The sequence below is a fragment of the Roseomonas sp. TAS13 genome (assembly GCF_001950415.1).
Taxonomy (GTDB): domain Bacteria; phylum Pseudomonadota; class Alphaproteobacteria; order Acetobacterales; family Acetobacteraceae; genus Roseomonas; species Roseomonas mucosa.
Genome location: NZ_BDLP01000291.1, coordinates 1 through 5722, shown reverse-complemented (window position 1 = coordinate 5722; position 5722 = coordinate 1). Strand labels below are relative to the sequence as shown.

Genomic DNA, 5722 nt, shown 5'->3' with positions numbered 1-5722 from the left:
GCGTAGTAGGTCCGCAGCGAGCGGCCGATCGCCGCGGCCTGTGTCATCCGTGGCGGTCCGCGGCGCGGAAGGCAACGGCGACGCCGCCGGCCGCTTCGGGCGGGACGGTGAGGCCGAGCGGGGTTTCCGTGGCGATGCCGGCGAGGATGCGCCGGGCGGCGGCGTTGCCGTCGCCGGTCAGCACGGTGATGGCGGCGTGGAAGGGCAGAGAGGGCGGTTCCACACCGGGGAGCAGGGTCTCCAGCGCCGCCACCGGCAGGATGCGGACGCGCGTCTCGGCAAGGGGAAGGACGTAGCCGCCCGCCGGGTCGGGTTCCAGCGGCAGGCCGGCGAGGCGGGACAGGCGCGCGGCGCTTTCGGCGGGCTTCTCGGCCACCAGGATGCTTTCGGCCAGGGCCACGGCCTCGTTGGGGTGGTCGAGCCAGCGTGCCTGCCACAGAAGCTCCGGCGTCAGGTGCTCGATGAGCTGGACATGGCCTTCCGGCGCATCCGGCAGCGGCACGCGGGCGAAGCGGGCGCGGGGCCCCTCGGGATCGTCCACCGGGCGTTCCAGCATCGCCACGTCGCGGATGTCGAGCCCGGCGCGGCGCAGGCGCGGCAGGTTGGCGGCGGCATCCCCGGTGCCGAGCGCCAGGATGTGCATCCCCACGTAGTGGTCGAGGAAACGCCCCAGCCCGTTATCCGGCAGGGCGGGGTCGAGGATCGCCAGCAGTTCCAGGTAGCCCCGGCGCAGCATGGCGCAGCGGTTGCCGGTGGCCAGCGGCTCCGCCGGACCGCCGGGCATGCGGGGGGCGGATTGCCGGGCGATGGGGGTCAGGGCGAAGCCCAGCCGCTCCCACTGGGCCCAGAGGGCGGGGCCGTCGCGGGTGCAGACGCCGATATGGTCGAGGTCCGAGGCGGTGCCGGCACCGCCGGTGCTGCCGTTCAACCCAGGTTCTCGTATTTCGGCAGCAGCCATTCCTTCGGCTCGGCAGCGGCCTCGGCATACCAGCGCTCCATCAGCGGGTGGCCGCGCACGGCCTCCAGATAGGCGAGGGAGCGGGGGGAGAGTTCCGGCCTGTAGGTCAGGAAGCGGGCGACCACCGGGGCGTACATCGCATCCGCCGCACCGAATTCGGGGCCGAACAGGAACGGGCCGCCCTGGTCGATGAGGCATTCCGCCCAGACCGCCTCGATCCGGGCGATGTCGGCCAGGCTCTCCGGATTGCGGCCGAGGCCGGCATAGTCACGGCCCAGGTTCATCGGCATGGCGATGCGCATGGCGCGGAAGCCGGCATGCATCTCCGCCGCCACGGAGCGGGCCTGGGCGCGCGCCACGCGGTCGGCGGGCCAGAGGGCGGGGCTCTGCTCGGCGCAGTATTCCAGGATGGCGAGGCTTTCCCAGATGCGGGCGCCGCGATGCTCCAGATAGGGCACGAGCCCGGCCGGGGTGGCCTCGTGGATGGCCGCCGTCCCGCCGCCGCCGGCGAGGGGGATCACCACCTCCTCCACCTTCAGCCCGGCGAGATGCACGCCGAGCCAGCCGCGCAGGCTCCAGGAGGAGTAGCGCTTGGTGCCGATGACGAGGCGGCCTTCGGACATAGGACTGGCTCCCTTATTCCGCCGGAACGGCGGCGACACCCTTGCTGGTGGAGTACTCGAAATGCAGCGCCTCGCCAGGGAAGACGCGGCCATGCGCGGCATGGGCGGCGACGGCGGCCTCGGCGAAGCCCTGCAGGATCAGCTTGAGCTTGCCAGGGTAGGTGGCAATGTCGCCGATCGCGTGGACGCCGGGGATGCTGGTTTCCATCGTCGCCGGGTTCACCGCGACATGGGTCTTCTCCAGCCCCAGTCCCCATTCGGCGATGGGGCCGAGCTCCATGGCGAGGCCGAAGAAGGCCAGCAGGTGATCGGCCTCCACGTCGCGCTCCTCCCCCTTCAGGGTCGCGAGGGTGACATGGGTGAGCGTCCGCCCGTCGCCCTTCAGCCCGTGCAGCTGGTAGGGGATGGCCATCTCGATCTCGCCCCGCGCGGCGGCTTCCTCCATCTGGGAGACGCTTTCCGGCGCGGCGCGGAACTTGGGGCGGCGGTGGACGAAGGTGACCTTGGCCGCCACCTGCTTCAGCGACAGGGCCCAGTCCACGGCGGAATCGCCGCCGCCGGCGATCACCACGCGCTTGCCGCGGAAATCCTCGCGCCGGGCGACGAAGTAGCGGACGGCGCCGCCTGCCTCATAGCCCTCCAGCCCGGCCAAAGGCGGGCGGTTGGGGCCGAAGGCGCCGGCCCCGGCGGCCAGGATCACTGCCCTGGCCACCACCGTGTCGCCGGCGCTGGTGCCGAGGACGAGGTGCTCGCCCTCCCGCACCAGGCTCTCGACCCGACGGCCGAGGAGGTAGGTGGGAGTGAAGGGGCGCGCCTGTTCCTCCAGCCGGTCGATCAGCTCGCCGGCCGGGATGCGGGGAAAGGCGGGAATGTCGAAGATCGGCTTCTCGGGGTAGAGCGCCGTGCACTGGCCGCCGATGGCATCCAGCGTGTCGATCACCGTACAGCGCATCTTCAGCATGCCGCACTCGAACACGGCGAACAGGCCGGCGGGCCCTGCCCCGATGACGGCGACGTCGGTCTCGATGCGCGCGGCCATCCCTGTCTCCCCAATTCCCATTGATACGGGCCAGTCCGGGGCTGGGTGATACAGGCAAGCGCGCCGCGGTCAAAGCCACCTGCCGGCGACGGGCGGAAATTAGCGCCTGCGCGGGAGGGATGGACGGGGCGTTGTGTGGGGAATGGGAAAGGCCGGGCTGGGCGCGAGGCCAGCCGGGTGGCCCGGATCGCGAAAAAACCCGGTTAAGGGAAGATCCGGGGCGAGAGGGGAAACCCGCTGAGGGTCAGCCCATGATCTCGTGCACGATGCGGCGAATTTCCTCGCTGCTCAGGCCGGAAGCCTCCGGGCGCGCCGGCAGGGAAGGGGTGGAAGCCAGGGCCGCCGGGAAGGGCAGGCTGGCGGTGACGGCCAGATGGCCGGAATGATTATGAGAAGGCGTATTCATGGTATTCCTTTGGCCGCGGCCTCCGGGATCGGAGCCGTTCGGTGCTGATTTCGAAGATTAACGTGGAGAATGGCCCGAAGTCGGTGACTTCATGATGAAGATCGTCATCCGTCATCGCGGGCGAAGCCGGCGGGAAAGGGGGAGACGATCAATCAGGCGGCCTTCGCCTGGAAGAATGTCACTGGAACGATGTTGGCGTTAGGGACCGGGTTGGCGCGGTGGCTGCGTGACGGCTGTCACATGCGGCGGCCGGAAAGCCTCGGTCACGGCTGGTTGCCGCTCCAGTGTTGCGGAGGGAGGCCGTGGCCCCCTCTGCCGTCGCCGCCACCATCCCCGCGGCCGGCATGGCCGGCGGATGCGGGGAGTGGCCGCCGGGACCTTGCGGTCCCGTCACGCCCGTTCAGGCGCGCTTCAGGTTGCCGGCCGAGACCTTGCCCTGATTGCCGCGCTGCATCTCGAACTCGAGCTTGTCGCCCTCGTTCAGGTTGCCGATTCCAGAGCGCTCAACGTCGGAGATGTGGACGAACACATCCTTGGAGCCATCATCCGGCTGGATGAAGCCATAGCCCTTGGTTGCGTTGAACCACTTAACAGTGCCGGTTGCCATGGTGTTTTCCGATCCTTGGCAGAAATCCCCGCCGCGCAGACATGCACGGCGGACCAAGCCTTTGGAAAGGATGCAGACACCAGGCTCGGCGCTCCGTCACGAGCTCGGAGAGCAGGCCGAACCAAACACTTGATGGGCCATAGAGTGGGGAAGTGCATCCCTGAAAACAAGAGGAGATTGCGAAGATAGCAGCGGCATGGGGTGATCCAGAGAACGATTCAGTGCGCAATCAAGAGGTTAAGTGTCTATTATCACGAATTCGTGACTTCTGGTGTGGCTTGGCAGAGATGGGAGCAGGTCACGGATGGTAGAGCTCGCAGTCCATTGAGAAAAATTTCATTGCACACAATTATATATTGCTCCAAATGAATCCTTCGAGGGAGGCGCGGCATGTCGGACGGAACGCAGGACATTCCCCTGCTGGATGACCAGCTCTGCTTTGCCCTCTATTCGGCAATGAATGCGCTCGGCCGCGCCTATGCCCCGTTGCTGGAGCCGCTCGGGCTCACCTACCCGCAGTACCTGGCCATGCTGGTGCTCTGGGAAAAGGACGGCCTGTCGGTGAAGGAACTGGGGCGGCGGCTGTTCCTGGACTCCGGCACCCTCACGCCGCTGCTGAAGCGGCTGGAGGTGGCCGGGCTGGTGGGGCGGATGCGCGATCCGTCGGACGAGCGCATGGTCCGCATCCGTCTGACCGAGGCAGGCCGGTCCCTGCGGGAGAAGGCGCGGGAGATCCCCTACCGCCTGGCCTGCGCGATCGACCGTTCCCCTGCCGAGATCGGCGGGCTGCGCGACGACCTGGTTCGCCTGCGCGATGCCTTGCGGGCGGCCTGACCATTTTCCCGCACACGGTTCCATGACCGCCGGCCCCGCGAAGGGCGTTGCGGCGACGAGGAGAAGAGAATGAGCGTCGACGTCAAGTACCGCACCACCGCCTCCGCCACCGGGGGCCGCGACGGCCGCGCCGCCACCGAGGACGGCTCGCTGGACGTGAAGCTGAGCACGCCCAAGGAACTGGGCGGCGCCGGCGGTGAGGGCAACAACCCCGAGCAGCTTTTCGCCGCGGGCTATTCCGCCTGTTTCCTGGGCGCCATGAAGGCGGTCAGCGGCAAGGTGGGCGTGCGCGTGCCCAACGATGCGAAGGTCACCGCCACGGTCGGCATCGGCCCGCGTTCCGAGGGCGGCTTCGGCATCACCGCCGACCTGAAGATCTCCCTGCCGGGCGTCGAGCACGCCAAGGCCGAGGAGCTGGTGCAGGCCGCGCACCAGATCTGCCCCTATTCCAACGCCACGCGCAACAACGTGGATGTCGGGCTGACGGTGGTCTGAAGACCCGGCGCGGGGGAGGGGTGGTGCATCGCGGCACCGCTTCCCCGCCATCGGCGCGCGGCCGGTGTCATCCCGGCACAATCCCGGTTGGGGCCGCTTGTCCCTGCGCGATGCGCCGGGGCATGGTGCGCCCGTATGGCGCCTGCTTCATCCCTCGACATCCTGCTGCCCGACCTCGCCGCCACCGAGGCACTCGCGGCGCGGCTGGCCCGGCTGGCCCGGCCCGGCGACGCCATCCTGCTGGACGGTCCCCTGGGGGCGGGGAAATCCGCCCTGGCGCGGGCCTTCCTGCGGGCGGCGGCCTGCGATCCCGGGCTGGAAGTGCCTTCGCCCACCTTCACCCTGGTGCAGGGCTACGAGCTGCCGGACGCCGCATCCTTCCGCATGGCCCATCACTTCGACCTCTACCGTCTCGGCGGGGCGGATGAGGTGGCGGAGCTGGGCTGGGAAGAGGCGCGCGACGGGGTGGTGCTGGTGGAATGGCCGGATCGGCTGGAGGATCTGGCGCCGGAGGATGCGCTGCGCATCCGCCTGACGCCGCTGGAGGGCGAGGCGCGGCGGGCCACGCTGCGGGGCTGGCCCGGACGAATCGAAAGACTTTCCCCATGACCATGGATGCCCTGAACGCCGCCGCCCCGGATACCGATGTCCCGGCTGCCGCTGCCCCGGTCGGCCCGGCCCCCGGCTTCCCGGCCATCGACGCCTTCCTGGCCGCGAGCGGATTCGCCGGCGCGGCGCGCGAACCCCTGCCGGGCGATGC

General features: G+C 69.5%; 8 protein-coding genes. 3 read left to right on the top strand and 5 right to left on the bottom strand.

All coding sequences use genetic code 11. The features are described from left to right. Positions 1–43 precede the first annotated feature (43 nt). The 5 genes from ROTAS13_RS18365 to ROTAS13_RS18350 form a co-directional block, all read right to left on the bottom strand. Entirely contained in the window at positions 44–928 is an 885-nt protein-coding gene (locus ROTAS13_RS18365) for a VOC family protein (protein ID WP_075823037.1), read from the bottom strand. Next, positions 925–1581 carry a glutathione S-transferase family protein gene (locus ROTAS13_RS18360; RefSeq protein ID WP_075823036.1) on the bottom strand — a complete coding sequence of 219 codons (657 nt, stop codon included), beginning with the start codon at positions 1579–1581 and terminating at the stop codon, positions 925–927. The genes ROTAS13_RS18365 and ROTAS13_RS18360 overlap by 4 nt, the downstream gene beginning before the upstream one ends. Before the next feature lie 13 nt (positions 1582–1594). Further along, the gene (locus ROTAS13_RS18355; RefSeq protein WP_099781948.1) at positions 1595–2620 is read right to left on the bottom strand and encodes an NAD(P)/FAD-dependent oxidoreductase; all 1026 of its coding nucleotides are present in this window, start codon (positions 2618–2620) and stop codon (positions 1595–1597) included. 244 nt (positions 2621–2864) lie between these two features. Continuing rightward, on the bottom strand, positions 2865–3026 hold the full coding sequence (locus ROTAS13_RS27320; protein WP_171979146.1) for a hypothetical protein: 162 nt from the start codon (positions 3024–3026) through the stop codon (positions 2865–2867). Between the two features lie 400 nt (positions 3027–3426). Further along, complete coding sequence (locus tag ROTAS13_RS18350; RefSeq protein WP_019460229.1) at positions 3427–3633, bottom strand: cold-shock protein; 207 nt, start codon at positions 3631–3633, stop codon at positions 3427–3429. Positions 3634–4023: 390 nt separating this feature from the next. Here ROTAS13_RS18350 and ROTAS13_RS18345 point away from each other — a divergent pair, with 390 nt between their 5' ends. The 3 genes from ROTAS13_RS18345 (at position 4024) to tsaE (ending at position 5571) form a co-directional block, all read left to right on the top strand. Further along, complete coding sequence (locus ROTAS13_RS18345) at positions 4024–4467, top strand: MarR family winged helix-turn-helix transcriptional regulator (RefSeq protein ID WP_075823035.1); 444 nt, start codon at positions 4024–4026, stop codon at positions 4465–4467. Positions 4468–4536: 69 nt separating this feature from the next. After that, positions 4537–4962 carry an organic hydroperoxide resistance protein gene (locus ROTAS13_RS18340; RefSeq protein ID WP_019460231.1) on the top strand — a complete coding sequence of 142 codons (426 nt, stop codon included), beginning with the start codon at positions 4537–4539 and terminating at the stop codon, positions 4960–4962. A gap of 135 nt (positions 4963–5097) precedes the next feature. Beyond that, positions 5098–5571, top strand: a complete 474-nt coding sequence (tsaE, locus tag ROTAS13_RS18335; RefSeq protein ID WP_019460232.1) for a tRNA (adenosine(37)-N6)-threonylcarbamoyltransferase complex ATPase subunit type 1 TsaE — start codon at positions 5098–5100, stop codon at positions 5569–5571. Positions 5572–5722 lie beyond the last annotated feature (151 nt).